The organism is Streptomyces sp. NPDC054813, assembly GCF_053611365.1.
In genome coordinates, this window is the sequence record NZ_JBSHAF010000002.1 from 488,834 (window position 1) to 513,887 (window position 25,054).

The following is a 25,054-nucleotide window of genomic DNA, read 5'->3' on the forward strand; positions in this document are numbered from 1 at the left end:
CCGCACCGACCGGTGCGGGGCCCACCCCCCTCCACTTCCGCTCAGGCGGAAGCCATCTGGGTCACGGACGCCGGGCGAGGCAGCCCCAGCAAGTCGAGCGCCGCCTCCGGAGCGTCGGCGATCTTGACTATGGAACGCTCCCGGGGCGTGAAGAAACCTTCCTCGCACATGCGGTCCAGCATCGATATCAGGGGCTGGAAGAATTCCTGTACGTTGACGAGGACAACCGGCTTCTGGTGATATCCCAACTGGTTCCAGGTCGCCACCTCCATCAGCTCGTCGAGCGTGCCGAATCCGCCCGGCAGCACCAGGAACGCGTCCGAGAGCCGGTACATCAGCGCCTTGCGCTCGTGCATGGTGGGCACCACGAAGATCTCGCCGCACGCCTCGACCGCCCGCTCGCGCTCGTGCAGCGCGTGCGGGATCACCCCGGTCACCTTGGCTCCGGACCGGTGCGCGGCCTGGGAGACGGCGCCCATGACGCCGACGCCTCCCGCGCCGTAGACCAGGTCGGCACCACGGAGCCCGAGCCCCTCCCCGAGCGCGGTCGCCGCCTCCACGTAGTGCGGCGTCCGGCCGCCGCGCGAACCGCAGAGCACGCCGATGCGCCGCGAGCTCGATGTGGGAAATGCCATGTCGAATTCCCTTCCTGGGACGGTGGTCGGGTTCTCCTCGACAGGCTAGAGGAATTCTTGAGGGATCTCGCCGCTCGCCGGCGCATTTCCACCCCGGGGGGAAGACCGAGGAAAGGGGAGGAGATACGGAAAGGGAATGTGGCTGGGTGAGCTGGTCTTTGTCGTACAGTGAAATATCTATTTCAGGTGGGACCGGCGACCCTGCCGGAGCGCTGTGCGCCCCATGGCCCTGACCCGCCGTATGAGGCCTTGCGCCCGATGCCGACCCGACGCAGTATTGAAAGGTGTCTTTCACGTCCCGAGCGAACTCCGCTGCCCGCCCCGGACGGGTCCCGATCACCGATGTGCGCGTCCTGGGCGCCTTCGCGCACCCCCTGCGCCTGCGCCTGCTGCACCACCTGATGCGCAAAGGACCGGACACCGCGAGCCGCTGTGCGGAGGCGGTCGACGACTCGGCCTCCAACTGCAGCTACCACCTCCGCCTCCTCCACCGGTACGGACTCGTGGAGCGCGTCGAGGCGGAGGACGGCGCCGACGCGCGCGACCGGCCGTGGCGCGCGGTCGCCACCGGCTTCGACTTCCTGCCGGACGGCGACGGGCCCGAGTCGCTCGCCGCCCACTCGGCGGTCGTCGGGGCCGAGCTGAGCGAACTCACCCGTACGGTCCGGTACTTCCTCGCCGGCTTCGGCTCGCTCGACGAGCCGTGGCAGCGGGCGGCGGTGTTCGACTCCTACGCACTCACCCTCACGCCCGACGAACTCCTCCACCTGACCTCGGTGATCGACCTGTTGGTACGCCCGTACATCATCGCCAACCGCCGGGACGTGCCGCCCGACGCGGCCGAGATCAGCTTCAGCGTCCAGGCGTTCCGCTGGCCCAAGGAGCAGAGTTGACCCCCATACTCCGCCGAAAGCAGCCGACCGGGTCCGCCGGATCCGTCCAAAACTCCGCGAACTCCCCGATACACAACCCGCGTTTCCGCACGTTATGGGCGGCCGGGCTGCTCGACGACACGATCGACTGGATGCTGGTCACCGCCATCCCGATCTTCGTCTACCGCATGACCCAGTCGGCGATGACGACGTCCGTCGCCTTCCTGATCGAACTCGCCCCGGGCGTCCTGGTCGGCTCCCTAGCCGGGGTCGCCGCGGACCGTTACGACCGCAAGAAGCTGCTGCTCGTCTGCACCTTGCTGCACGCGGCCCTGGCGGCTCTGCTCCTTCCCGTCACCTCCGGCGACCAGCTGTGGCTCGTCTACGTCGTGATCGCGGGGCGCGCGGTGTGCGCGCAGTTCGTCCTGACGTCGAAGAACGCGCTGCTGCCCGATCTCGTCGAGCCCGGACAGAGCGCGGCGGCCAGCAACCTAGTCGTCCTGAACTCCAACCTCGGCCGCCTGGGCGGCAGTCTGCTCGGCGGCATCGTGGTCGCCGGTGGGCTGCGACCGGTGGCGGCGGCCTCGGTCATCGGCCTGCTCCTGGCGGCCGGGGTGGTCAGCCGGATCCGTCGTCCGGAACGCACGCCGGTCGTGCCCGCGCAGGGTGTGTCTGTGCGGGGAGACGGACCGGTCGTGCCGGGGGACGCAGGGGACGCGCCCGCAGGCGCAGCGGCCGTGCCGGGGACCGAGTCGGCGTCCGCGCGCTCCGAGGCCCGCGAGATACCCCAGCGGTTCGAGGAGCCTGAGCCTCCGGCCGCCGCGGGCCTCGGTCGGATGTTCCGGCACTGGCGCGAAGGCGTCGCGGTGATCACCGACGACCGCCGCCTGCGCGTGTCCTTCCTCGCGGCCATCCTCTGCGCCATAGGACAGGGCCTGTTCGTCGTCCTGTTCGTCGTCTTCGTCGCCACGACCCTGCACGGCACCGACGCCGAGATCGGCCTGCTGCGCAGCATCCAGGGCATCGGCGGCATCGCGGGCGGCCTTGCGCTGGGCTTCCTGGGCACCCGCGTCCACCCGAAGCCACTGATCACGTGGGGAGCGCTGTCCTTCTCCGGACTGGCGCTGCTGATCTGGAACGCGCCGATGGTCACGACCACCCTCGGCGTGTACGTCGGACTGTTCGCCGTGGTGGGCCTGCCCGGTGGCGTCTACTACGCCGGGGTGCTCGGGATGGTCCAGCAGCGGGTCCCCGCCGACCACCTGGGCCGGGCGCTCGGCTCCTTCTACACCGTGTCCAACGGCGCGCAGGCCCTCGGCATGGCCCTGGCGGGCCTGCTCGCCGACCGACTGGGCCCGGTGCCGCTGCTGAACGCGCAGGCGGTGCTCTACCTGGCGGCCGGTCTGATGTCCTTGTTCGTACTGGGTGCCCGCAACACCCCGGAAACCCCGGCGACCGCCACGGCCCCCGCCCCCGCGCAGGCACCCCTGCCCCACCCGCACGGATAGCACCTCGGCCGTACCGCTTGCCGGTGTGTTCACGGGGCAGCAGGCGGACTGCCCCCAATTCCAGACGTTCCGGCGAAGTTCCGCCCCGCGGACCGGTCCGGGCCGGTCCCGCACGAAGAGCGGTACACGAAGCCCAACGCCGTCGAGCGAGCGTTCAACAGGCTGGAGCAGTACCGTGCCGTGATCACGATCCGCCCGGCACGCCTCGGTCGTACCCCTGATTGCCCGGTTCAAGGAGCGGAGGCTCGTGCGTCATGTGGGCGGGAGCCAGGACGCGCAGGGCGTGGTAGCCGATGAGGACGATCAGCGTGCCCAACGCGATGCCACCGAGCTGGAAGTCGGGCGTGAGCGTCAGGCTCACGTTGCCGATCCCGATGATGAGCCCGGCGGCCACCGGAACCAAGTGCAGGGGGTTGGAGAGGTCGACGCGGGAACGAACCCAGATCTGGGCGCCCAGCAGGCCGATCATGCCGTAGAGGATGACCGTGATGCCGCCGAGGACGCCGCCGGGAATGGCGGCCACAACGGCACCGAACTTGGGGCAGAGCCCGAACAGGATCGCGAAGGCGGCGGCGCACCAGTAGGCAGCGGTCGAGTAGACGCGCGTGGCGGCCATGACACCGATGTTCTCGGCGTACGTGGTCGTGGCAGGGCCGCCCACGGACGTCGACAGCACCGTCGCTGCACCGTCGGCCATGATCGCCGTACCGAGCCTGTCGTCCAGTGGATCACCCGTCATCTCACCGACAGCCTTGACATGTCCGGCGTTCTCGGCGACGAGGGCGATGACGACGGGCAGGGCGACCACGACTGCCGAGAGGGAGAAGCTCGGGGCATGGAGAGCCGGAAGGCCGATCCAGTCCGCCTTGAGCACGCTCGACAGGTCGAGACGCCAATGGTCGACCGGCGTGGCACCGCCGGCGGGGGAGTGGATCTCACCGAACGCGCGGTCGAGGACCCATGAGATGGCGTAACCGAAGGCTAGCCCGAGGAAGATCGCGATACGGGACCAGAAGCCGCGCAGTACGACAAGGGCGAAACCCGTGAAGAGCATGGTCAGAAGAGCCGTCCACTGATCCTGTGGCCAGTAGGTGCCCGCGGTGACCGGAGCCAGGTTGAACCCGATCAGCATGACCACCGCGCCCGTGACCACTGGAGGCAGTACGGCGTGGATGATGCGGGCGCCGAGACCGCGTACGACCGCCCCGCACAGGAAAAGGACCGCGCCGACGACCAGCAGCGCGCCAGTGAGAGTCGCCGCGTCACCTCCCTGTGCCTTGATGACGGCGGCCACACCGACGAACGACAGGCTGCTGCCCAGGTAGCTCGGAATATGGCCCCCGGTGATGAGCAGGAACAGAATGGTGGCCACGCCGGAGGCCATCACGGCGAGGTTGGGATCGAGACCCATCAAGACGGGGGCGACGAAGCAGGCTCCGATCATGGAGACCACATGCTGCGCGCCGAGACCGACGGTGCGCCCCCAGGTGAGCCGCTCGTCCGGTCTCACAACCTCACCCGACGCGAGGCTCTTGCCGTCGCCGTGCAGCTTCCAGCCGAAGCCCGCCATGGTCCCGCTCCTCGATGTGTTGCTGGGGTGGTGCTGAGACCCGCAGGCCGCACCGGGGCTCGACGACTAGCGGAACACGCAGTTCAGGCGCACGCCTGCAGGACGGGCCGTGAGAGTTGGGATTCGACCTGCGGCGTCGTGCACGGCGCTGGGCGCCGAGCCCGGTCGTGCACGTGCTGTGAAGACGCGGCCTCTCGCGCGATGACGGCTTCATACGTGAAGACGGTCCGAACCATTGTCATGGCCACCTGGCGGTCCTACGCTCGCACGGTCCCACTCGTGAACTATGTTCATGTATCTGACCAAGCTGCTTCCTGTCCGCTTCCTGTCCTGCTTCCCGTCCGATCGGAGTGCTCGATGAGTGGAAGATCCCGCGCGGCCGTCGTCCTGACGGCACTGGCGGCCATCGGGGCCGTCCTCGTTCCCTCCGCCCACGCGACCGCGAGGGCCCAGAAGGCCCCCGACACCGCCGTGCTCGACGGCGCTCGCCTCCAGCGGACCAAGGCTGATCTCGACCACGGCGACCCCCAACTCCGCCGTGCTGTCATGGACTTGACGACCCGCGCCGACGCCTGGCTGGGCCAGGGCCCCTGGACGGTCGTCGACAAACCGAAGCCCGCGCCCGGCGGAGATGTCCACGACTACCTGAGCCAGGCCCCCTACTGGTGGCCCACCACCACACCCACCGCCGACAACCCCTGGGGCTGCCCCTACGTCCAGCGCGACGGACAGCGCAATCCCGAGGTCGACACCGGCACCGACCGCCAGGACGTGGAGAAGGTCTTCGACTCGACCTATGACCTCTCCCTGGCCTGGTACTACACGGGCAAGCGGCAGTACGCGGAGAAGGCCGGACAGGTCCTGCGCACCTGGTTCCTCGACCCGGCGACCCGGATGAACCCGAACCTCGACCACGCCCAGTTCATCCCGTGCAAGTACGACGGCCGCGCCATCGGCATCATCGACTTCTCCCAGTCGTACACGAGCGTGGTCGACGCCCTCGCGATCCTCGCCACCGGCGCACCCGGCTGGAGTGCCGGGGACCGTGCCGGGATGCGCAGTTGGAACACGGACTTCCGTGACTGGCTGGAGAACAGCGCCTTCGGCAAGGAGGAGGGCGCCGCCGCCAACAACCACGGCACCTTCTACGACATGCAGCTCGCCGCCCTCGCCTACGCGACCGGCGACCGGGCACTGGCGAAGAAGACCGTGCTGGACGCCCGGGCCAGGCGGATCGACCCGCAGATCGGGGCCGACGGGAGTCAGCCGCAGGAGCTGGCCCGGACCAGGAGCTGGCACTACTCGACCTTCGACCTGGTCGCCTACACCCGGCTCGCGGCCATCGGCCGGCATGTCGGGGTGGACCTCTGGACCTACCGGGGGCCGGACGGACAGAGCCTGTTCAAGGCCGTGGACTATCTGCTGCCCGCCGCGACCGGGGCCACCGCCTGGTCCTATCCCGAGCTGGAGTTCTACCGCTACGCGGCGTCCGACGTCGTCCACGCGGCGGCCGACGCCGGCGACAAGGCGGCCCAGCGGGCGGTACGGCAGCTGGAGGCCCCGCCCGGCGGCGACCTCTGGGCGCTGCGGCCGGCCGCCGAGCAGCTCGACTCGATCGCGGGCTGAGGCCGCCGGTGGGGCTCCTGAGCGCTCGCTTAGACTGGCGTCAGCTGAAGGTCAGCGAAATGTCAGCAACGCCCAGGAGCCCCATCCGTGACCGCCGAAGCCCCGACCGCCCCCGCCCTGTCCTACGGCCGGCTGATCCCCGTCACCGTCCACTTCGACGACCTGGACGCACTCGGGCTGCTCCACAACGCCCGCTACCCGGTGATGGTCGAGCGGGCCTGGGCCGAGCTCTGGCAGGGACACGGCTTCGCCTTCGAGGGCGACTGGGCCGCGGCCGAGGACGCCTGCAACGCGGTCAGGGAACTCCGGATCGGCTACGAGGCGCCGGTCACCCGGCCAGGTGCCTACGCCGTCCACCTCTGGCTGGAACGGCTCGGCAACACCGGCCTGACCTACGGCTTCCGGTTCTGCTCGGTGGACGGCGCGACCACCTACGCGCACGGCACCCGGGTCCTGGTCCGGCTGGACGCGGCCACCCTGCGCCCCGCCCCCTGGAGCGAGCGCTTCAGGGCCGCGGGTCAGGAACTGCTGCGGCCGGCGGGCTGACCTCCGCCCGCACCCCGCGTTCCCCCGCCCGCAGCACGCCCGCGAACACCACCAGACCGCAGGTCAGCGCCGTGACCACACCGAACGACACCACCAGGCTGGTGGCCTGGGCGACCCCGCCGATCAGACTGGGCGCGACCAGCCCCGACGTGTAGGTGATGGTCGCGACGCCCGCGATGGCCTGACTCGGGTTGGGCCCGGCGTGCCCGGCCGCCGCGAAGCACAGCGGTACGACGACGGCGATGCCGAGGCCCATCAGCGCGAACCCGGTCATGGCCACCGCCGGATGCCCCGCGAGGACGATCAGCAGTCCGCCGAGCGCGGCCAGCACACCCCCGGCGCGCACGGTACGCACCGTGCCGAAGCGGTTCACCACCGCGTCCCCGCTGATCCGGGCGATCGCCATGGTCAGCATGAACCCCGTGGTGGTGGCCGCCGCGAGCCCCGCCGAACTGCCCATCCGGTCCCGCAGGAACACCGCCGACCAGTCCAGGCTCGCCCCCTCCGCGAACACCGCGCAGAAGCCGACCGCGCCGATCAACAGCGCCGACCGGGGCGGCAGCGCGAACCGCGGCGGTGGCTCCTCGTCCTCGGCGGGCTGTACGTCCAGCACCCAGCCGGCCGCCAGGACACCGAGCACGGTGAGGGTGGCGGCGGCCAGTGCGAAGTGCAGCCGGGCGTCCGAGCCGAGATGTGCGGCGAGGGTGCCCGCCGCCGAGCCGATCAGGGCGCCCGCGCTCCACATACCGTGCAGACCCGACATGATCGACTTCCCGAGCAGGCGCTCCACCTCCACACCGAGCGCGTTCATCGCGACGTCGGCCATCCCCGCGCTGGCGCCGTACGCGAACATCGCCAGGCAGAGCGTGTACAGGTTCGGCGCGAGGGACGGCAGGACCAGCGACAGCGTCCACATCGCGATCAGCCCGCGCAGCGCCGTACGGCTGCCGAAGCGATGGCTGATCCGGCCCGCCAGCGGCATCGAGCAGGAGGCGCCGAACGCGGTGAAGGCGAGCGCGAAGCCGAGCTGGCCCGCGCTCAGGCCGGCATGGTCCTGGATCCAGGGCACCCGGGTCGCGAACGAGCCGGTGACGGCACCGTGCACGGTGAACACGGCCGCGACGGCGTACCGCGCCCGCTTCACCTCGTGCTGCTCGTAGTCCGCGTCTCTCATGGCTTTCATGGTCCTGCCCCTCCCCGGGTGGGTGCAGCCCCGCTGTCGCGCCGTAAACTATCAGGGACCCTGCCTGATAGATAGGGAGTGATGTGGCCGTCCTGAGCCGCGTCGATCTGGGAGGATGCCCGTCATGCCCGCATCACCGAGCACCGCCCGGGCCATCAACGACCGGCTCGCGCTGACCCTGCTCCAGCGGGAAGGTCCGCTGACGGCAGGGCAGTTGAAACAGCTGACCGGGCTGTCCCGGCCCACCGTCGCCGACCTCGTCGAACGGCTCACCGACTCCGGCCTGATCGCGGTGGTCGGAGAGTCCGGCGAACAGCGCCGGGGACCGAACGCCCGGCTGTACGGCATCGTCGCCGACCGGGTCTGTCTGGCCGCCCTCGACGTGCGCACCGAGAGCGTCTCGGTGCTGGTGTCCGACCTGGTGGGGCAGGTGCTGGCCGAAGGGGCGGTGCCGGTCGGGCCGGAGGCGGGAAAGGCGGCCGCGGGGGAGGCGGCGGCCGTCGAGCAGGCGGTGGAGCTGGTCGAGCGGGCGATCAAGGAGGCGGGGGCCGCCGGCGGCGGGCGGTTGCACACCGTCGGCATCGGGGCGCCGGGGCTCATCGATCCGGCGAGCGGCGAACTCCGCGACTCGGCGGGTCTGCCGGCCTGGCACCGCCGACTGGTCGCCGCCGTGCAGGAGCGCTTCCCGGAGGCCCGGGTCAGCGTCGAGAACGAGACCAATCTGGCCGCCCTCGCCGAACAGCAGGAGGGCGTCGCCCGCGACCGCGACACCTTCGTGCTGCTCTGGCTGGGACACAGCTGCGGCGCCGCCGTCGTCCTGGACGGCAGCCTGCGCCGGGGCGCCTCCGGCGGCACGGGCGAGATCGGCTTCCTGCCGGTACCGGGCACCCGCGCACTGCCGTCGGCGACGGACTGCGCCGGCGGCTACCACTCCCTGGTGGGCGCGACCGCGATCACCGAACTGGCCGAGGAACACGGGCTGGACCCGGCCGGGTTGACGGGCCCCGAGCCCGCGGCCGCGCGGCTGGTGGGGGAGGCGGTCCGGTGCTCGGGCGGGAGCGACGAGACGTCCCAGGGGCGCCTTGGAACTGACGGTGGCTCGCTGGCGCCCCAAAGGGGCGCGGGGAACTGCGCGACCAGCCCCATCGGACCCGCAGACGACCGCCAACCCCGCCCGGCGGACTCCGCCCGTTTCCTCGACGCCGTGGCAGACCGCATCACCGTAGGCGTGGCAGCCGTCGTAGCCGTCCTGGACCCCGGCTGTGTGGTCCTGGGCGGCGAGATCGGCTCGGCCGGCGCCGCGGCGCTCGCCGCCCGTGTCGAGGAGCGGCTGCGCCGGATGTCCCCGCTGGCCACCGAGGTGCGCGCGAGTGTCCTCGGCGGCGGAGCCGTGCTGCGCGGAGCGCTTCTGACGGCACGGGAGCGCGCGCAGGACGAACTGTTCGCGCCGCAGGACCGCTGACCCGACCGGCCTGATGGGTGACCCGGCGACGGGCAAGGGCCGTCGTCACCGCCGCCGGGCTCGCTCGAACGATAAATGGACTAGACCAGTAGGGTCAATAGCTGCGGATCGCGTCAAGATGCCTGGTCCGAGGGCCCGTTGGGCGTCGCTCTCGCATTTGACGTCCCGTCAGGGAAGTCCAGTGACACGGTCTGTGAGGCAGCCCACACGGTTCCCCTGCATGGACCACCCCCGGGCGTGGCACACTGGCCGTGTACCAGAAGCAGCGCACTCCGGGGTCGGTGAAACTCCGAACCGGCGGTTACAGTCCGCGACCCGTCCGCTTCCAGCGGCCGGTTGACCAGGTGAAATTCCTGGACCGACGGTTAAAGTCCGGATGGGAGGCAGTGCGCGGCGGGCGAGCATGTATCTGTGCGCGCCGCCGTATCTGGTCTCGTCCGTCACGGACGGGACCTTGTCGGCGTCGCTCCCGGTGTGCTCTTCCGTCCTTTCTGTCGTTCGTCGACAGGCCCCGGAGTCCGTGCCCCGTTGAGGCAGGAGGACCCGGGAAGTGTTCACCGGAATCGTCGAAGAGCTGGGTGAGATCACCGCCGTCGAGAATCTCGGCGACGCCTCCCGTTTCCGGCTCCGTGGCCCCGTAGTGACCGAGGGCGCACAGCACGGCGACTCCATCGCCGTGAACGGGGTCTGTCTGACCGTCGTGGAGCACGAGGGCGACGAGTTCACCGCAGACGTCATGCAGGAGACCCTCAAGCGCTCCTCCCTCGGTGCGCTGGACGTCGGCTCCCGCGTCAACCTTGAGCGCCCCACCGCCGTCGGCTCCCGGCTCGGCGGCCACATCGTGCAGGGCCATGTCGACGGCACCGGTCAGGTGCTGTCCCGGACCCCGTCCGAGAACTGGGAGATCGTCAAGGTCTCCCTCCCCGCCGACCTCGCCCGCTATGTCGTCGAGAAGGGCTCCATCACCGTCGACGGCATCAGCCTCACCGTCGTCGAGGCCGGCCCCGACTACTTCACCGTCAGCCTCATCCCGACCACCCTGGACCTGACCACCCTCGGCCTGAAGCAGCCTGGCGACCCGGTCAACCTCGAGGTCGACATCGTCGCCAAGTACGTGGAGCGGCTGCTCGCGAGCGCGCAGGGAGCGGGCAAGTGAACTGGCTGAACTCCGAGGCCTTCGTCCTGTTCGGCCAGCACATCCTCTGGTCGGACATGATCGGCAACATCCTCGGCCTGGTCGCCCTCGCCCTCGGCTGGCGCCGCAACCTGTGGAGCTGGCCGGTCCAGTTCGCCTCCGGCCTCATCCTCTTCGGCGCCTTCTACGGCCACTTGACCGGCAGCGCCGGCAAGCAGGCCGTCGTCATGGTCGTCGCGCTGTACGGCTGGTGGCAGTGGAACCGCAACAGGGGTCGGGCCGAAGACGGCGGTGACGGTCACATCGCCCCCCGGTTCGCCACCTGGCGCGAACGCGGCGCGATGGTCGCCGCCGCGGCCGTCGGCACCGTCGCCGTCGCCGTGCTCTTCAAGGCCTACCCGTCCCTGTCCTGGGACCCCTGGCCGGACGCCTACATCTTCGTCGGCACCGTCGTCGCCATGTACGCCCAGGCCCGCGGCATGGTCGAGTTCTGGATCGCCTGGCTCCTGGTCGACCTGGTCGGTGTCCCCCTCAACTTCGCCAACGGCTACGCCTTCTCCGGCTTCGTCTACGTCATCTACGGCGCGCTCGTCCTGTGGGGCATGCGCGACTGGTGGCTGCGCTCCCGCCAGGGCTCGCGGCCCGCTCTGGAAGGGGCACCCGCATGACCGCGGCACCGATTCTCTACCGCACCGACGGCATCGAGGACCTCACCCTCGACCCGGTCGAGCAGGCCATCGCCGACATCGCGGCCGGCCGCCCGATCGTGGTCGTCGACGACGAGGACCGCGAGAACGAGGGCGACCTCGTCATCGCCGCCGAGAAGGCCACCCCCGAGATCATCGCCTTCATGATGAGCGAGTGCCGCGGCCTGATCTGCGCCCCCATGGAGGGCGCCGAACTCGACCGGCTCCAGCTGCCGCAGATGGTCGAGGACAACACCGAGTCCATGAAGACCGCGTTCACCGTCTCCGTGGACGCCTCCGCCGCGCACGGCGTCACCACCGGCATCTCCGCCGCCGACCGCGCGACCACCCTCCAGCTGCTGGCCGGAGGTGGCGCCGAGCCCTCGGACTTCGTCCGCCCCGGCCACGTCTTCCCGCTGCGGGCCCGGCCCGGCGGCGTCCTCGCCCGCAACGGCCACACCGAGGCCGCCGTCGACCTGGCCCGGCTCGCCGGCCTGCGTCCGGCCGGAGCCATCGTCGAGATCGCCGGCGAGGACGGCCGTATGCTCCGCCTCCCCGAGCTGATCCCGTTCGCCCGCAAGCACGGCCTGACGATCATCTCCATCGCCGACCTGATCACCTACCGCCGCTCCGCCGAGCCCACCGTCCGCCGCGAGGCCGAGGTCAACCTGCCCACCAAGCACGGGACCTTCACGGCGTACGGCTACCGCTCCACCACCGACGGCGTCGAGCATGTCGCCCTCGTCCACGGCGAGATCGGCGACGGCGAGGACGTCCTGGTCCGGGTCCACTCCGAGTGCCTCACCGGAGACGTCTTCGGCTCCGCCCGCTGCGACTGCGGCCCCCAGCTCGACGCCGCCCTGGACCGCATCCAGGACGAGGGCCGGGGTGTCGTCGTCTACCTGCGCGGACACGAGGGGCGCGGGATCGGGCTGCTGTCCAAGCTGCGCGCGTACGAGCTCCAGGAGCGCGGCCGCGACACCCTCGACGCCAATCTGGAACTCGGCCTGCCCGCCGACGCCCGCGACTACGCCGCCGGCGCCCAGATCCTCACCGACCTCGGCGTCCGCAGCGTCCGGCTGATGACCAACAACCCCGACAAGACCGAGGCGCTGCTCAGCCATGGCCTCAAGGTCACCGGCCGGGAGCCGATGCCCGTACAGGCGGGCGAGCACAACCTCCGCTACCTGCGCACCAAGCGGGACCGGATGGGCCACGACCTGCCCTGGCTGGACACCCCTGCCGTGTCCGGCTGCGGCAACCAGTAAAGAAACAGCACTGAGGAGAGACGTGAGCGGCAAGGGTGCACCGGAGTTGTCCGTACGCAATGTCAGCGACCTGCGGGTCGCCGTCATCGCGGCCCAGTGGCACGAGAAGGTGATGGACGGTCTGGTGGACGGCGCCCTGCGCGCCCTGCGCGACCTGGGGATCGACGAGCCGACCCTGCTGCGGGTCCCGGGCAGCTGGGAGCTCCCGGTCGCCGCCAAGGTCCTCGCGGGCCGCGGCTACGACGCGGTGGTCGCCCTCGGCGTCGTCATCCGCGGCGGCACCCCCCACTTCGAGTACGTGTGCCAGGGCGTCACCCAGGGCCTCACCCAGGTCTCCGTAGAGACCGGCGTCCCGGTCGGCTTCGGCCTGCTCACCTGCGACAACGAGGAGCAGGCCCTGGACCGGGCCGGCCTGGAGGGCTCCAACGAGGACAAGGGCCACGAGGCGGTGACGGCGGCGGTCGCGACGGCGGCCACCCTCCGCTCAGTATCTGAACCCTGGCACTGAGCGACGCGGCGTTTGGCGTAGTCTGGCGCTCACCATGTCCAACAAGACTTTCGAGGAGCTCTTCACCGAGCTCCAGCACAAGGCCGCCCACGGCGACCCCGCCACGTCCCGCACCGCCGAGCTGGTCGGGAAGGGGGTCCATGCCATCGGCAAGAAGGTCGTCGAAGAGGCCGCCGAGGTCTGGATGGCCGCCGAGTACGAGGGCAAGGAAGCAGCCGCCGAGGAGATCTCGCAGCTGCTGTACCACGTCCAGGTGATGATGGTCGCCCGCGGAATCTCGCTGGACGACGTCTACGCCCACCTGTAGAACCTTTCCGACAAACCCCCCTTTTTCGAGCAAAGGAAGCCGACCTCATGCTGCGCATCGCCGTCCCCAACAAGGGTTCCCTCTCAGGCCCTGCGGCGGACATGCTGCATGAGGCCGGCTACCGGCAGCGCAGGGAGTCCAAGGAACTCCGCATCGTCGACCCGGTCAACGACGTCGAGTTCTTCTACCTGCGTCCCCGGGACATCGCGATCTACGTCTCCTCCGGCCGCCTCGACATCGGCATCACCGGCCGTGACCTGCTCATCGACTCCGGCGCCCACGCCGAGGAGATCCTGCCGCTCGGCTTCGCCCGCTCCACCTTCCGCTTCGCCTCCAAACCGGGCGCGGCCGACGGCCTGGCGGACCTGAAGGGCAAGACGGTCGCCACCTCCTACGAGGGCATCGTCGCCAAGCACCTCGCCGACAGCGGTGTCGACGCCTCCGTCGTCCACCTGGACGGCGCCGTCGAGACCGCCATCGAACTGGGTGTCGCCGAGGTCATCGCCGACGTCGTCGAGACCGGCACCTCGCTGCGCAACGCGGGCCTGGAGGTCTTCGGCGAGCCGATCATGACCTCCGAGGCGATCGTCATCCGCCGGGCCGGCGCCGACATCGAGGAACCCAAGGTCCAGCAGTTCCTGCGCCGCCTCCAGGGCGTCCTGGTCGCGCGGACGTACGTGATGATGGACTACGACTGCCGGGTCGAGCAGCTGGAGAAGGCCGTCGCCCTCACCCCGGGCCTGGAGTCCCCGACCGTCTCCCCGCTGCACAACGAGGGCTGGGTCGCCGTCCGCGCCATGGTCCCCACCAAGGACGCGCAGCGGATCATGGACGACCTGTACGACATCGGCGCCCGCGCCATCCTGACCACGGCCATCCACGCCTGCCGCCTCTGAAACGCCCGCGAGAGATGTCCGAGCTTCCTTCCCTTCCCGTCACCTTCCGGCCGGGCCACACCCGCGCGATCCTGCTCACCGCGGGCGCCGCCATGTTCGCCACCATCTCCGCGGTCGCGCTGCTCCTCGAACAGCTCGGCCCGGGGGAGCAGCTCAGCTTCGTCCTCACCGGCGCGCTGATCTTCTGGGCGCTGGCCCAGCTGGCCCGCGTGAAGGTGGTCGCCGACGAGTCCGGCGTCACCGTCGTCAACATCGCCAGCAAGCGGCATCTGGAGTGGGCGGAGATCGTCCAGGTGAACCTCCGCCCGGGTGACCCGTGGGTGTTCCTGAACCTCAGCGACGGCACCAGCCTGCCCGCGCTCGGCATCCAGCCGGGCATCGCCAAGCAGCGCGCCATCGCCGACGCCAAGGCCCTGCGGGCCCTCGCCGAGGCCCACGCGATCCATGACCCCGAGCAGCACCAGGGCTGAAATCACGCAACTTCGGGGCCACCTCGGGGTCGTCCACTCTGCCGTAGTGGGCCCTGTCTTGATTAATCTGTTGGCGGAGGCTTTTCACGTCCCGCCTCCACCCCTGTCGCGCGCCCGGCGCACAGGGGTTCCTGCTACGCGAGGAGTGACCCTCTCCGGCGATGGACGGATCGTCCTGTAGTACCTGCGCCGCCCCCTCCCGACATACCGCGGACCCCCGATTCGAGGTCCGCGACGAATCGGAGGCGGCGGCATCATGACCACCCCCCTGCTGCTCCTGGCAGCCGCGTTCCTGCTCATCCTCGCCAACGGCTTCTTCGTGGCCGCCGAGTTCGGCCTGGTGACCGTGGAGCGACCCGAGGCCGAGAAGGCCGCCGCCGACGGCGACAAGCGCGCCGGTACGGTCGTCGAGTCGCTGAAGGAACTGTCCTTCCAGCTCTCCGGCACCCAGCTCGGCATCACCATCACGTCCCTGGTCGTCGGCATGCTCGCCGAACCGGCACTGGCCGAGCTGCTGCGCGGCCCGTTCACCGCGATCGGCCTCCCCGAGGGCGCCGTCTCCGGTGTCTCGGTCGTCGTCGGCATGCTGCTGGCCTCGGCGATCCAGATGGTGATCGGCGAACTCGTGCCCAAGAACTGGGCGGTCTCCAAGCCGCTCCAGGTCGCGCGCTTCGTCGCCGGCCCGCAAGCCCGCTTCTCGCGCCTGTTCCGCCCGGTCATCGCCGCGCTGAACACGGTCGCCAACCGGCTCGTCCGTGCCCTCGGCGTCGAACCCACCGCGGAACTGGCCTCCGCCCGCACCCCGGGCGAGCTGGTCTCGCTGGCCCGGCACTCCGCGCAGGCCGGCGCGCTGGAGCAGGACACGGCCGACCTGTTCGTCCGCACCCTGTCCCTGGGCGAGCTGACCGCGCAGCACGTCATGACCCCCCGAGTGAAGGTCAGCGCGCTCCAGGACTCGGCGACCGCCGAGGACGTGGTCAACCTCACCCGGGCCACCGGCCTGTCCCGCTTCCCGGTCTACCGGGAGAAGATCGACGAGATCGTCGGCATGGCCCACCTCAAGGACGCCCTGGCGGTCTCGGTCCACGACCGGCTGCGCACTCCCGTCGGCCGCATCGCCCGCAAGGCGCTGCTCGTCCCCGAGACCCTCCCGGTCCAGCCGCTGCTCGCCCGGCTCCGCTCCGAGCAGCCCATCGCGGTCGTCGTCGACGAGTACGGCGGTACGGCCGGGGTGGTCACCCTGGAGGACATCGTCGAGGAACTCGTCGGCGAGGTCCGCGACGAGCACGACAGCCCGGACGCGCCGGAACTCGCGGCCGCCCCGGCGCAGGACGGCAAGCCCGCCTGGGACGTCGACGGCAGTGTCCGCGTCGACATCCTCCAGCGGATAGGCCTCGACGTGCCCGAGGGCCCGTACGAGACGGTCGCCGGCCTGGTCGCCGACCTGCTCGGCCGGATCCCGGCGCCCGGCGACCGGGCCGAGCTGCCCGGCTGGCGGCTGTCGGTCCGACGGGTCGGCCACTACCGCGCCGAGCGGGTCCGCCTGGTCCGCACCGCCCCCGCCGTCGCGGAGGCCGTGCGATGAGCGTCCTCCAACTGTTCTTCGCCGCCCTGCTGGTCCTCACCAACGGCTTCTTCGTGGGCGCGGAGTTCGCCCTGGTCTCGGTCCGCCGCAGCCAGATCGAACCGCTGGGCACGGCCAGGGCACGCCAGGTCCTCTACGGCCTGGAACGCCTGCCGCAGATGATGGCCGCGGCCCAGTTCGGCATCACCGTCTGCTCGCTGACGCTGGGCGCGGTGGCGGAGCCGACCGTGGCGCACCTGCTGGAGCCGGTGTTCGAGGCCGTGCACCTGCCCGAGGGCGTGATCCACCCGCTGGGCTATGTGATCGCGCTGGCCGGAGTCGTCTTCTTCCACCTCGTCATCGGCGAGATGGTGCCGAAGAACCTGGCGATGGCGGCGCCCGAGAAGGCGGCGCTGTGGCTGAGCCCCGGCCTGGTGGCGTTCGCCCGCGTGTGCCGGCCGATCACGGTCGCCCTGGGCGCCTGTGCCCAGAGCATCCTGAAGCTGTTCCGGGTGGAGCCGAAGGACGAGGTCGAGGCCGTCGTCACCAGCGAGCAGCTCAACCGGCTCCTTGAGGACTCCGGCCAGGCGGGCCTTCTGGATCCGGAGGAGCGGGAGCGGCTGGAGGACGCGCTGGAACTGGGCTCCCGCCCGGTGACGGACGTACTCCTGCGCCGCGAGTCCCTGATCACGGTCCCTCCGTCGGTCACCCCGGGCCAGATCGTCGAGCTCACCGCCCGCACCGGCTACTCCCGCTTCCCGGTCTCCGCCGAGTCCGGTGCGTTCATGGGGTACGTGCATGTCAAGGACGTACTCGACCTGGAGGACTCGGACCGGGCGGTGCCGCAGCAGTTGTGGCGCCCGATGACGACCCTGCGGGCCGAGCTGCCCCTCGACGACGCGCTGACAGTGATGCGCCGCGCGGCGACGCACCTCGCGCAGGTGGCCGACGGCCACGGCAGGGTCCTGGGGCTGGCGGCGCTGGAGGACGTGCTGGAACTGCTGGTGGGCGAGGTGACGGACCCGGCACACCGGGAGGAACGGCCGACCAGGCCGCCCGAGCCCCGGGCCAGCGGCGAGCCGGAGGAAGTCGCGGTGGGCTGAGCACCACGGGGAGCCGCGTCCCGGCGATGGCCGGTCACGCGGCTCCCCGCGCCCCACTAAGGGCACCGCACCTCGACGTCGCCCGGAGGTACCGACGTCAGGCCGCCCATGAGGGCTGCCGTCAGGGCCTGCGCGAGCCCGAACAGACAATCACCTGCCCTCTCCATGGGTGCGCACGCCGGTATGCCGCGTTTGCAATTAACCGGCGTCTGCAATTATTGTGGTCGTGTCTTCGGCACCACCGAATTCGTCATCGAAGGCCTGCTGCCCGACGTCACCGCAGGCTTCGGCCGCACCTCCGCGCCGCCGCGCAGATCCAGGCTCCGGCCACGGGCGGACGCCCGACGCCGCGCACCACTGGCCGCGCGCCGACGACGAACAACACGGACCATCGACTACGTACCCACGAAGATCACCCCCGGCGCCTCCGGCGACCAGGGTGATCGACAAGGACAGGGAGAACTTCGTGACCTCCATCCCCGCCGTCACCCTCAACAACGGCGTCACCATGCCGCAGCTCGGCTTCGGTGTCTTCCAGGTCCCCGACGAGGAGACCACCGCCGCCGTCGCCGGCGCCCTGCGGGCCGGCTACCGCAGCATCGACACGGCCGCGATCTACGGCAACGAGCGCGGCGTGGGCCAGGCGCTCGCCGACTCCGGCATCGCCCGCGACGAGCTGTTCGTCACCACCAAGCTGTGGAACACCGACCAGGGCTACGACACCACGCTCGCGGCCTTCGACGCCTCGCTGGACAAGCTCGGTCTGGACCACGTCGACCTGTACCTCATCCACTGGCCGACCCCGGCCCGTGACCTGTACCTCGACACGTGGCGCGCGCTGGAGAAGCTGTACGCCGACGGGCGCACCCGCGCCATCGGTGTCTCCAACTTCCAGCCCGCACACCTGGAGCGCCTGCTCGGTGCCGCCTCCGTCGTCCCGGCCGTGAACCAGATCGAGCTCCACCCGGGCCTCCAGCAGGCCGAGCTGCGTGACTTCCACGCCCGGCACGGCATCGTCACCGAGGCGTGGAGCCCGCTCGCCCAGGGCGCCGTCCTCAAGGACGACGCGGTCACCGCGATCGCCGCCGAGCACGGCAAGAGCCCGGCCCAGGTCGTGCTGCGCTGGCACCTGCAGATCGGCAACGTGGTCGTCCCGAAGTCGGTCACGGAGACCCGTATCCGCGAGAACTTCGACGTCTTCGACTTCGAGCTCGGCCCGCAGGAGATCGACGCGCTCACCGCGCTCGACCGCGGTATGCGCACGGGCCCGGACCCCGACACCCTCAACTAGCCGGACACCCGGGCCGACGCCCCACCACCAGCGACGCCCCCGCTTCGTACCCCCCACGCAGTAACGCAGATTGAGGCACCACCATGAGCATCCGCTCCCTCCTGCCGGGCCGTATCGGCTTCGGCACCGCACCGCTCGGCAACATGTTCCGCGCCATTCCCGACGACGAGGCCGCCGCCACCGTGCAGGCCGCCTGGGACCAGGGCATCCGCTACTTCGACACCGCGCCCCTGTACGGTGCGGGACTGGCGGAGATCCGGCTCGGCGACGTCCTCGCCGACAAGCCGCGCGACGAGTACGTCCTGTCCACCAAGGTCGGCCGGGTCATCCTCGACGAGGTCGAGGACCCCGCGAGCCGTGAACTCGGCGAGAAGGGCGCTCTGTTCGAGCACGGCCGCCCCAACAAGATGGTCAACGACTACAGCGCCGACGCGACGCTGCGCTCCGTCGAGGACAGCCTCAAGCGCCTCAGGACGGACCGCCTCGACATCGTCTGGGTGCACGACGTCGCCCAGGACTTCTACGGCGACGACTGGGTCGGCGTGTACGAGAGCGCCCGCACCGGTGCGTTCCGCGCCCTGACCCGGCTGCGCGACGAGGGCGTCATCAAGGCCTGGGGCCTGGGCGTCAACAAGGTCGAGCCGTTGGAGATGACGCTGGACCTGGACGAGCCGCACCCCGACGCGTTCCTGCTGGCCGGCCGATACACGCTGCTCGACCACTCGCGCGCCCTCCAGCGCCTGCTGCCCGCCGCGGCCGAGCAGGACGTCGACATCGTCGTCGGCGGCCCCTACAGCTCCGGCATCCTCGCCGGCGGCAGCCACTTCGAGTACGCCGAGGCGCCCGCGCACATCGTCGACAAGGTCGGCCGGATCAAGGCGCTCGCGCAGCAGCACGGCATCGGCATCAAGTCCGCCGCGCTCCAGTTCGTGCTGGCCCACCCGGCCGTCGCCGCGGCCATTCCCGGCGCGACCCGGCCCAGCCGTATCGCCGAGGACCTCGCCGCGCTCGTCGAGCCCGTCCCGTACGGCTTCTGGAAGGCCCTGCGCGAGCAGAAGATCATCGCGCACGACGCGCCGGTCCCCCTGAAGGACGCCTCGTGACCGCCGCCCGCGCCACCCTCGACGTGCGGCAGTCCGCCGACCGGGTCTGGCAGCTCATCGGTGGCTTCGACTCCCTGCCCGACTGGCTGCCGTACATCACGGGGAGCCGGTCGAGCGAGGGCGGCCGGCTGCGCACGCTGACGAACGCCGAGGGCGCCGTCATCGTCGAACGCCTCCAAGCCTTCGACGAGACAGCCCGCAGTTACACCTACTCGATCGAGCAGGCCCCCTTCCCCGTCACGGGTTACCGTTCCACGCTGCAGGTCGTCGACCGCGGCGGCGACGGATGCCGGGTGGAGTGGTCGGGCACGTTCACCGCGGACGGTGTCACCGATGCCGAGGCTACCGCGCTCTTCGAGGGCATCTACCGGGACGGCCTGGCCGCCCTGGCGGAGACACTCGCCGCCTGACCGGGGCGGGCGACAGCCGCCGAGAGCAGCCGGGATCCCGGCGATCCCGGCTGCTCTCGGGCAGGCATGCTCCGGCCGCTGGGGCGGGGCGAGGCTCACACCGGCGTGGCCGTGTCACCCGGAGGCCGGCGGAGCAGGTGCAGACAGACGACCGAGGCGACGACGGTTCGCCGATCGGAGGCGTCCAGCCGGGGGGCCATTTCGACCACGTACTGCTGCAACCCGATCCACGAGTCGACGGTGCTCACCGTGACCCGGCCGAGGATCTCCGGCGCCGGGCCTCCTTCCGGATCGGTCTCCGTGAGATGCCACTCGGCGTACAGGAGACCCAGCCGCGTGAGGAGGAGCCGGCGTCCCCCCTCCGTCCGGAGGCCCAGCCGGCGGGCCTTGACGAGTCCACGGGTATCGACGGTGCCGACCTCCCGGTCCGCGGCATCGATGAAGCGGAACTGCACCGGTCCGAACTGTTCGATACGGACGATGAGCTCGCCGGACGTCCTGGTGAGGACGGAGTGCGCGTCGTCGGTGTACGTGACCTGGCCGAGCGGGGTCCCCGTCACGGTGGACAGGACCAGGCCGGGCCCCGTGTATCTGCGCCACCATGACCGCTTCGGCTGCCCCACCACGACGGTCTCCAGCTCGAACAGACCGGGCGCCGGCATCGGTCCTTCTTCCCCCACCACAGCGTCCTCCCGGACCGGCGTATCGGCACCTACATACCGGCCGGATCCTGCGGCCCCCGCCCCGACAGCACTTCCCCGTACGCCTGCATCAGGTCCGGCAGCCGCAACGTCGCCAGGTCGTCCCGCGACAGCACCCCGGGGTACACCGACAACCGCAGATCCCGATACGCACAGCTCTTCTCGTACAGCGTCCGCAGGAACCGCCCGTTGCCCAGCTCGTCGATCCACCCCTGGTCGACCACGTGCCCGGCGATCGACCGCAGCTCGTCCAGTGCCTCCTCGTCCCACGCGTCGCCGTTCTCCGCGGCCAGCACCTCGCCGATCGAGGTCAGCTCCAGGGGCCGGTAGGAGGGAAAGTCCACGCGGGTCGTGAAGCGGGAGGAGAGGCCGGGGTTGGCGGCCAGCAGCCGGTCCATGCCCTCCGGATAGCCGGCCAGGATCACCACGAGGTGGTCGCGGTTGTCCTCGGCCCGCTTCAGCAGCACCTGCAAGGCCTCGTCACCGTACGCGTCCCCCTTGCCGTAGCCGGAGTTGGACAGCGAGTAAGCCTCGTCCACGAACAGCACCCCGCCGATCGCGGAGTCGATCAGTTCGTTCGCCTTCACGGCGGTCTGGCCGAGGTACTCGCCCACCAGATCGGCCCGCTGCGCCTCGACCAGGTGGTCGCCGCCCAGCAGCCCCAGCGCGTAGAACACCCGCCCGAGAATCCGCGCGACGGTGGTCTTCCCGGTGCCGGACGGCCCGGAGAAGACGAAGTGCCGTTTCGGCGGCTGCACCGGCAGCCCCTGCCCGGCCCGCAACCGGGCCATGTTCAGCTGTGCCGACAGCGCCTTGACCTGCCGCTTCACGGGCTCAAGCCCGACCATGCGCTCCAACTCGGCGAGCGCCTCCTCAAGTAACGCGGGGTCGGTCGGCCCGGCCGGCAGCGGAGGCGAGGGTACGACCTTCTCGCGCACCGCCGGATCGACCACCGACGGCATCGCCCCGGCCGGCGGCTCCGCCTCCCCGAACCGCAGATCGCGGCCCTCCGTGCCGAAGAGCGGGTCGAGCATGTCCGGCCCGTCCACCACGTCCTGCCCGGCGCCGGCGAGGGTGATCGCCGCGAGGTCGGCGCTGTCGTCGTACCCGTCGCCCTCGGCGATCGCGGCCAGCCGCGCCGAGGTGTCCATGAACGCGGGGTCGACCCGGTGCACGGCCCGGTAGAGGGGGAGTGCGGCGGCGCTGCGCCCGGTGCCCTCGTGCGCCCGCGCCAGCCAGTAGCGCAGCTCCTTGCGCTGCGGCTGCTCGCTGCGGCAGCGCATCAGCGCCGCCGAGAGCAACGGTTCGGCCTGCCCGTACATTTCGAGGCGGACCCGGGCCATGCCGCCGAAGAGGCCTGCCTCGATGCCCAGCATGGGATCGTCGAGGAGCGGGTCGGTGTGCCGTACCAACTGCTCCCAGTCCTTGACCAGATAGGCCCGGCAGGCGTGCAGGAAGCGGACCTGGGGGTCGGCGTCCACGGGCGGCAGCCCGGCGAGGGCCCGGTCGAGTTCCGGGACGTGCCGGCCGTCCAGCCAGTGCGAGGCGTGGGCGAGCAGCAGATCGCGCGGGTTCTCAAGCACCGGCTGCACCCACCAGCCCAGCCAGTACCAGGAGTTGAGCGCGCGGCGGTGCCGGGCGCGCTGATCGCCGAAGCGGTCCCGGTGCCGGAACATTCTGAGCAGCGCGGTCGTCGTGTCGACGCGCAGCGCGTGCAGCCCGAGCCAGGCGTCGGCCATCCCGGGATCCATCCGTACCGCGGCGCGGAACTCCTCCTCCGCCTGCGGATAGGCGCCCATCGTGTAGGCGTCCACGCCTCGCAGCCAGGCGAGGTCGGCCGGGGCCTCGAGGCCCTGCGTGCCGAATTCCATCACGTCCCCCACAAACCGTGCCCCCGTGGTTGGCCCCCGGGCTCCCCCCGATGGCCGCCGTTGGTCGAACCGCTGTGCCGCGGACCGGAGTTGCAGATGCGCGAAGCAGCCGTTCGAAGGTCGCACCGAGGGCATCGTACCTGCGGTTCCACCGCCCGCCGAAGGGTGCCGCACAGGCCGTTTGGCGAGGTGGGAGCAGACCGGGCGCACACCGCCCGGTGACCGAGGGTGAGCAAGGAAGCGCACGCGGCGCACACAAAAGGGGTAAAGGGCAGAACGAAGCCCCCGATCACGGGGGAACAACCGGGGGCTTCGCGTCTGTGGGGCGGCTCCCAGGGGCCGCTCATTCAGAACGTAAGTCCTGTACGGCCATTGGGTCAAGCCGAGTTGAGGTACTGAGGCAACTTCTTACGGGCGCGTCTTCACAAGTTCAGCACACTGCCGACGGCCCCTCACGGTGGGTGACCGTGTGGTCCGGTCCAATGGTCTTCTCGGGCCCCGGAAGTACCTCGTACCCCTTCTGTGACTGTGTTACCAGGAGGTCGGAGTAGGGCCTGGAAGGGTCCTCGGTGAAGTGTGCGCGTTCCGCCCCGACCCATTCGACCCAGAAGTCCCGCTGTTCCACCCCGTCCCGCAGTCTGCCCCGGGTCCAGGACTCCTCCGGGGACACCTCCATCCACAGCAGCCGCGCCAGGAACGGGCGCAGCGCCCGCCGCCCGGCGCCGACGCCCTCGACGAGGATCACGGGGGCCGGCGGCAGCGGGCGGGGCGGGCCGAAGGCGCGGGTGCGCCAGTCGTAGGGCCTGTAGTGGGCGGTGTCGCCGCGGCCGAGTGGCTCGATCACCTCGGTCAGCAGCCGTCCGGTCCAGCCGAACAGCTCCGCGTGGCTGGCGATGTCGTCGAGGTGGAGGACCGGCGCCCCGCCCAGCGCGGTGGCCAACCGCCCGGCGAAGGTGGTCTTCCCGGAGCCGGCGTGCCCGTCGACGCCGACGAGGCGGACCGGGCCGCAGGAAGGCGGCAGGCTCTGGAGCGCGGAGGCGAGGCGGTGGATGACGATTCCCGGGGTGTGCTGAGGTGTGGTGTGGTGTCGCGTGGTGTGGGGTGTTTTCCGGAAACATTCTAGTAGTGCGGCGCATAGCGGGCGTTTACGGCCCCCGAGAAGTATCGGCTTGAACTAATTTCGAGCCGTTCTCCAGCGTCCTCGCTAATATTTCCGACCCGCTGACCGATATGTCGAAATCGGACGTTCCCGGTGCGTGTGCCGCTGAGTAGGGTGCCTTCTGCGCGACTGCGAAGCGTCGAACGGGGACGGACAGGGGAAGATGGCCGCGGAGTTATTCGAGGGGCAGTACGTATGGCATCCGGCGGCCGATGACCGCTTGCTCGCGAGCGTTTGCGTGGATGTGCGCGCCGGGAGATATCGCAGCGCCCGCGAGGCCCTGGCCGAGACCCGCGCCGACTTCGCCCTGCGCGCCCACCGTTCCCTGATCCTGGCCTCCGAGGCGGCCGGTACCGACCTGGTCGAGCGCTGGCTGGCCGAGGAGCCGAGCGCCGAGTCCGCGCTGATGTGGGCCCGGGTGGCCGTGCAGCGGGCGATCCGGGCGGCAGACGCCCGCGACGAGCGCGCCGAGGCGCTGGAGCGGATCGCCCTCGCCGCCTGCGAGCGGGCCTCCGCCATGAACCCCGCCGATCCCACACCCTGGGCCGCCAAGCTGGCCATGGCCCGGCTGCACCGACCGCACGACCCCGCCCCGGGCGGCCTGCTGACCTCGCCGCCCGGCCCCTGGCGGCTGTTCGCGCACGCGCTCGCCCTCGACCCCTGGCACCGCGAGGCCCACCACCGCTTCCTGTCCTTCTTCTTCACCCGCTACGGCGGTTCGGTCAACGCCGCCTGGGACGTCGCCGCCTTCCTCGCCCAACGGGCCCCCGCCGACTCGGCGATACGGCTGTTGCCCCTGGTCGCGCTGGTGGAGAGCCACAACCCCACCCAACTGCTCGCCGAGCGGGTCTGGGAACAACCGCAGTGGCGCGCCACCGCACTGTCGATCTACCACAACTGGCAGCCCGCGGCGGCCGGATACCGCTTCACCCCGGTGCTCGACCTGGCCTACCTCGCGCACGCCCTGGTCATGGCCCAGCGTGAGTTCGAGGCCCGGGCGGTCTTCACGGCCATGGGGCGATACGCCTCACGTATGCCCTGGAGCGTCTTCGGCGAGCCCGCCGAGCAGCTCTCCCGGGCCCGCCGCGCCTGCGGCCTGCCCACCCCCTCATAGAGAGACCCTCACAGCCCTCATAGAGAGACCCTCACAGAGAGAAAGGCCGGTACGTGTCAGAACGCA

At 70.8% G+C, this 25,054-nt stretch carries 24 protein-coding genes and 1 riboswitch; of the genes, 18 read left to right on the plus strand and 6 right to left on the minus strand.

The features are described from left to right. Window positions 1–41: 41 nt before the first annotated feature. Window positions 42–635 carry an LOG family protein gene (locus ACWGJB_RS05610; RefSeq protein ID WP_453378951.1) on the minus strand — a complete coding sequence of 198 codons (594 nt, stop codon included), beginning with the start codon at window positions 633–635 and terminating at the stop codon, window positions 42–44. A gap of 284 nt (window positions 636–919) precedes the next feature. Between ACWGJB_RS05610 and ACWGJB_RS05615 the strand changes: the two genes are divergently transcribed. Together ACWGJB_RS05615 and ACWGJB_RS05620 are read left to right on the plus strand one after the other, a co-directional pair. Continuing rightward, window positions 920–1,528, plus strand: coding sequence for a winged helix-turn-helix domain-containing protein (locus ACWGJB_RS05615; RefSeq protein ID WP_453378952.1), 609 nt, complete (start codon window positions 920–922; stop codon window positions 1,526–1,528). After that, window positions 1,525–3,015, plus strand: a complete 1,491-nt coding sequence (locus ACWGJB_RS05620) for an MFS transporter (protein WP_453378953.1) — start codon at window positions 1,525–1,527, stop codon at window positions 3,013–3,015. Before ACWGJB_RS05615 ends, ACWGJB_RS05620 begins: the two co-directional genes overlap by 4 nt. A gap of 184 nt (window positions 3,016–3,199) precedes the next feature. Here ACWGJB_RS05620 and ACWGJB_RS05625 read toward each other — a convergent pair whose 3' ends face one another. Next, entirely contained in the window at window positions 3,200–4,585 is a 1,386-nt protein-coding gene (locus ACWGJB_RS05625; protein ID WP_453378954.1) for a uracil-xanthine permease family protein, read from the minus strand. A gap of 357 nt (window positions 4,586–4,942) precedes the next feature. On the opposite strand from ACWGJB_RS05625, the gene ACWGJB_RS05630 reads away from it, so the two are divergent. Together ACWGJB_RS05630 and ACWGJB_RS05635 are read left to right on the plus strand one after the other, a co-directional pair. Continuing rightward, complete coding sequence (locus ACWGJB_RS05630; protein WP_453378955.1) at window positions 4,943–6,211, plus strand: alginate lyase family protein; 1,269 nt, start codon at window positions 4,943–4,945, stop codon at window positions 6,209–6,211. Between the two features lie 87 nt (window positions 6,212–6,298). Further along, window positions 6,299–6,757, plus strand: coding sequence for an acyl-CoA thioesterase (locus ACWGJB_RS05635; RefSeq protein WP_453378956.1), 459 nt, complete (start codon window positions 6,299–6,301; stop codon window positions 6,755–6,757). On the opposite strand, the gene ACWGJB_RS05640 is transcribed toward ACWGJB_RS05635, so the two are convergent. Then, on the minus strand, window positions 6,717–7,931 hold the full coding sequence (locus ACWGJB_RS05640; RefSeq protein ID WP_453379038.1) for an MFS transporter: 1,215 nt from the start codon (window positions 7,929–7,931) through the stop codon (window positions 6,717–6,719). The two genes, ACWGJB_RS05635 and ACWGJB_RS05640, sit on opposite strands and share 41 nt — an antisense overlap. A 133-nt stretch (window positions 7,932–8,064) precedes the next feature. Between ACWGJB_RS05640 and ACWGJB_RS05645 the strand changes: the two genes are divergently transcribed. From ACWGJB_RS05645 to ACWGJB_RS05705, 13 genes are all read left to right on the plus strand, one after another. Then, on the plus strand, window positions 8,065–9,402 hold the full coding sequence (locus ACWGJB_RS05645; RefSeq protein ID WP_453378957.1) for an ROK family transcriptional regulator: 1,338 nt from the start codon (window positions 8,065–8,067) through the stop codon (window positions 9,400–9,402). A gap of 263 nt (window positions 9,403–9,665) precedes the next feature. Beyond that, a riboswitch (FMN riboswitch) is annotated at window positions 9,666–9,796 on the plus strand. Window positions 9,797–9,952: 156 nt separating this feature from the next. Continuing rightward, window positions 9,953–10,558: a riboflavin synthase gene (locus tag ACWGJB_RS05650; RefSeq protein WP_453378958.1), complete on the plus strand. Its 606-nt coding sequence runs from the start codon at window positions 9,953–9,955 to the stop codon at window positions 10,556–10,558. Continuing rightward, complete coding sequence (gene pnuC / locus ACWGJB_RS05655; protein WP_453378959.1) at window positions 10,555–11,205, plus strand: nicotinamide riboside transporter PnuC; 651 nt, start codon at window positions 10,555–10,557, stop codon at window positions 11,203–11,205. Before ACWGJB_RS05650 ends, pnuC begins: the two co-directional genes overlap by 4 nt. Beyond that, window positions 11,202–12,491 (plus strand): bifunctional 3,4-dihydroxy-2-butanone-4-phosphate synthase/GTP cyclohydrolase II, encoded by a 1,290-nt coding sequence (locus tag ACWGJB_RS05660; RefSeq protein ID WP_453378960.1) that lies wholly within the window; start codon window positions 11,202–11,204, stop codon window positions 12,489–12,491. Before pnuC ends, ACWGJB_RS05660 begins: the two co-directional genes overlap by 4 nt. A gap of 22 nt (window positions 12,492–12,513) precedes the next feature. Continuing rightward, on the plus strand, window positions 12,514–12,999 hold the full coding sequence (gene ribH / locus ACWGJB_RS05665) for a 6,7-dimethyl-8-ribityllumazine synthase (protein WP_351933793.1): 486 nt from the start codon (window positions 12,514–12,516) through the stop codon (window positions 12,997–12,999). A 34-nt stretch (window positions 13,000–13,033) separates the two neighbouring features. Then, window positions 13,034–13,306, plus strand: a complete 273-nt coding sequence (locus ACWGJB_RS05670; protein ID WP_030946750.1) for a phosphoribosyl-ATP diphosphatase — start codon at window positions 13,034–13,036, stop codon at window positions 13,304–13,306. Window positions 13,307–13,353: 47 nt separating this feature from the next. Then, the gene (gene hisG, locus ACWGJB_RS05675) at window positions 13,354–14,202 is read left to right on the plus strand and encodes an ATP phosphoribosyltransferase (protein ID WP_453378961.1); all 849 of its coding nucleotides are present in this window, start codon (window positions 13,354–13,356) and stop codon (window positions 14,200–14,202) included. Window positions 14,203–14,216: 14 nt separating this feature from the next. Beyond that, the gene (locus ACWGJB_RS05680; protein WP_453378962.1) at window positions 14,217–14,672 is read left to right on the plus strand and encodes a PH domain-containing protein; all 456 of its coding nucleotides are present in this window, start codon (window positions 14,217–14,219) and stop codon (window positions 14,670–14,672) included. A gap of 256 nt (window positions 14,673–14,928) precedes the next feature. Beyond that, window positions 14,929–16,257 (plus strand): hemolysin family protein, encoded by a 1,329-nt coding sequence (locus ACWGJB_RS05685; protein ID WP_453378963.1) that lies wholly within the window; start codon window positions 14,929–14,931, stop codon window positions 16,255–16,257. Next, window positions 16,254–17,339, plus strand: a complete 1,086-nt coding sequence (locus ACWGJB_RS05690; protein WP_453378964.1) for a hemolysin family protein — start codon at window positions 16,254–16,256, stop codon at window positions 17,337–17,339. The genes ACWGJB_RS05685 and ACWGJB_RS05690 overlap by 4 nt, the downstream gene beginning before the upstream one ends. A gap of 508 nt (window positions 17,340–17,847) precedes the next feature. Next, a complete protein-coding gene (locus ACWGJB_RS05695) occupies window positions 17,848–18,630 on the plus strand; it encodes an aldo/keto reductase (RefSeq protein ID WP_453379039.1) in 783 nt (260 codons plus the stop codon). An 83-nt stretch (window positions 18,631–18,713) separates the two neighbouring features. Continuing rightward, window positions 18,714–19,733: an aldo/keto reductase gene (locus tag ACWGJB_RS05700; protein WP_453378965.1), complete on the plus strand. Its 1,020-nt coding sequence runs from the start codon at window positions 18,714–18,716 to the stop codon at window positions 19,731–19,733. Next, a complete protein-coding gene (locus ACWGJB_RS05705; RefSeq protein ID WP_453378966.1) occupies window positions 19,730–20,143 on the plus strand; it encodes an SRPBCC family protein in 414 nt (137 codons plus the stop codon). Before ACWGJB_RS05700 ends, ACWGJB_RS05705 begins: the two co-directional genes overlap by 4 nt. Before the next feature lie 95 nt (window positions 20,144–20,238). Here ACWGJB_RS05705 and ACWGJB_RS05710 read toward each other — a convergent pair whose 3' ends face one another. The 3 genes from ACWGJB_RS05710 to ACWGJB_RS05720 form a co-directional block, all read right to left on the minus strand. After that, window positions 20,239–20,805: a hypothetical protein gene (locus tag ACWGJB_RS05710; protein WP_453378967.1), complete on the minus strand. Its 567-nt coding sequence runs from the start codon at window positions 20,803–20,805 to the stop codon at window positions 20,239–20,241. Between the two features lie 50 nt (window positions 20,806–20,855). Continuing rightward, on the minus strand, window positions 20,856–22,715 hold the full coding sequence (locus tag ACWGJB_RS05715; RefSeq protein WP_453378968.1) for an AAA family ATPase: 1,860 nt from the start codon (window positions 22,713–22,715) through the stop codon (window positions 20,856–20,858). 430 nt (window positions 22,716–23,145) lie between these two features. Further along, entirely contained in the window at window positions 23,146–23,766 is a 621-nt protein-coding gene (locus ACWGJB_RS05720) for a uridine kinase family protein (protein ID WP_453379040.1), read from the minus strand. 271 nt (window positions 23,767–24,037) lie between these two features. Between ACWGJB_RS05720 and ACWGJB_RS05725 the strand changes: the two genes are divergently transcribed. After that, a complete protein-coding gene (locus ACWGJB_RS05725; protein WP_453378969.1) occupies window positions 24,038–24,988 on the plus strand; it encodes a hypothetical protein in 951 nt (316 codons plus the stop codon). Window positions 24,989–25,054 lie beyond the last annotated feature (66 nt).

Bases quoted from the DNA above. Each gene is read 5' to 3' on its own strand.
- ACWGJB_RS05610 (WP_453378951.1), bottom strand. From the start codon at position 635: ATGGCATTTCCCACATCGAGCTCGCGGCGCATCGGCGTGCTCTGCGGT.
- ACWGJB_RS05625 (WP_453378954.1), bottom strand. From the start codon at position 4,585: ATGGCGGGCTTCGGCTGGAAGCTGCACGGCGACGGCAAGAGCCTCGCG.
- ACWGJB_RS05630 (WP_453378955.1), top strand. From the start codon at position 4,943: ATGAGTGGAAGATCCCGCGCGGCCGTCGTCCTGACGGCACTGGCGGCC.
- ACWGJB_RS05640 (WP_453379038.1), bottom strand. From the start codon at position 7,931: ATGAGAGACGCGGACTACGAGCAGCACGAGGTGAAGCGGGCGCGGTAC.
- ACWGJB_RS05645 (WP_453378957.1), top strand. From the start codon at position 8,065: ATGCCCGCATCACCGAGCACCGCCCGGGCCATCAACGACCGGCTCGCG.
- ACWGJB_RS05660 (WP_453378960.1), top strand. From the start codon at position 11,202: ATGACCGCGGCACCGATTCTCTACCGCACCGACGGCATCGAGGACCTC.
- ACWGJB_RS05670 (WP_030946750.1), top strand. From the start codon at position 13,034: ATGTCCAACAAGACTTTCGAGGAGCTCTTCACCGAGCTCCAGCACAAG.
- hisG (WP_453378961.1), top strand. From the start codon at position 13,354: ATGCTGCGCATCGCCGTCCCCAACAAGGGTTCCCTCTCAGGCCCTGCG.
- ACWGJB_RS05680 (WP_453378962.1), top strand. From the start codon at position 14,217: ATGTCCGAGCTTCCTTCCCTTCCCGTCACCTTCCGGCCGGGCCACACC.
- ACWGJB_RS05685 (WP_453378963.1), top strand. From the start codon at position 14,929: ATGACCACCCCCCTGCTGCTCCTGGCAGCCGCGTTCCTGCTCATCCTC.
- ACWGJB_RS05690 (WP_453378964.1), top strand. From the start codon at position 16,254: ATGAGCGTCCTCCAACTGTTCTTCGCCGCCCTGCTGGTCCTCACCAAC.
- ACWGJB_RS05695 (WP_453379039.1), top strand. From the start codon at position 17,848: ATGCCGCAGCTCGGCTTCGGTGTCTTCCAGGTCCCCGACGAGGAGACC.
- ACWGJB_RS05700 (WP_453378965.1), top strand. From the start codon at position 18,714: ATGAGCATCCGCTCCCTCCTGCCGGGCCGTATCGGCTTCGGCACCGCA.
- ACWGJB_RS05710 (WP_453378967.1), bottom strand. From the start codon at position 20,805: ATGCCGGCGCCCGGTCTGTTCGAGCTGGAGACCGTCGTGGTGGGGCAG.
- ACWGJB_RS05715 (WP_453378968.1), bottom strand. From the start codon at position 22,715: ATGGAATTCGGCACGCAGGGCCTCGAGGCCCCGGCCGACCTCGCCTGG.
- ACWGJB_RS05725 (WP_453378969.1), top strand. From the start codon at position 24,038: ATGGCCGCGGAGTTATTCGAGGGGCAGTACGTATGGCATCCGGCGGCC.